The organism is Methylobacterium frigidaeris, assembly GCF_022179185.1.
Lineage (GTDB): Bacteria > Pseudomonadota > Alphaproteobacteria > Rhizobiales > Beijerinckiaceae > Methylobacterium > Methylobacterium frigidaeris.
In genome coordinates this window covers 1-271 of the sequence record NZ_BPQJ01000211.1, presented here as the reverse complement: position 1 = coordinate 271, position 271 = coordinate 1, and the positions used below count along the sequence as shown (strand labels likewise).

Sequence of the window (271 nt, the reverse complement as noted above, 5' to 3'; positions counted from 1 at the left end):
TGTCCCCCAGACACCCACCCCCGGCCAATAGGACCAGCAGGCACCATCCGGCGTTGATCCGGAGTCCCACCTCTGACGACGAGCGCACCAGTGCGCCCAGCATCTGCTCGCCCTTGCCCAGGGCCTCGCCCAGGTTCCGCAGGTGCTCCCCCTCCAGCGTGACGTGCAATTCCGACCCGAAAAAATAGGTCAGCACCCCCTCCTCCTCGAACACCGGCGACATCCACAACCGATTCCAGAACGTCCTGCCGTTCCTCTTCTGTGTCAAGAT

1 pseudogene is annotated in these 271 nt (G+C 63.5%); it reads right to left on the bottom strand.

The window, feature by feature from the left end:
* A pseudogene (locus MFF64_RS36895) lies at positions 1-223 on the bottom strand (hypothetical protein); the annotation flags it as partial.
* Positions 224-271: the final 48 nt, after the last annotated feature.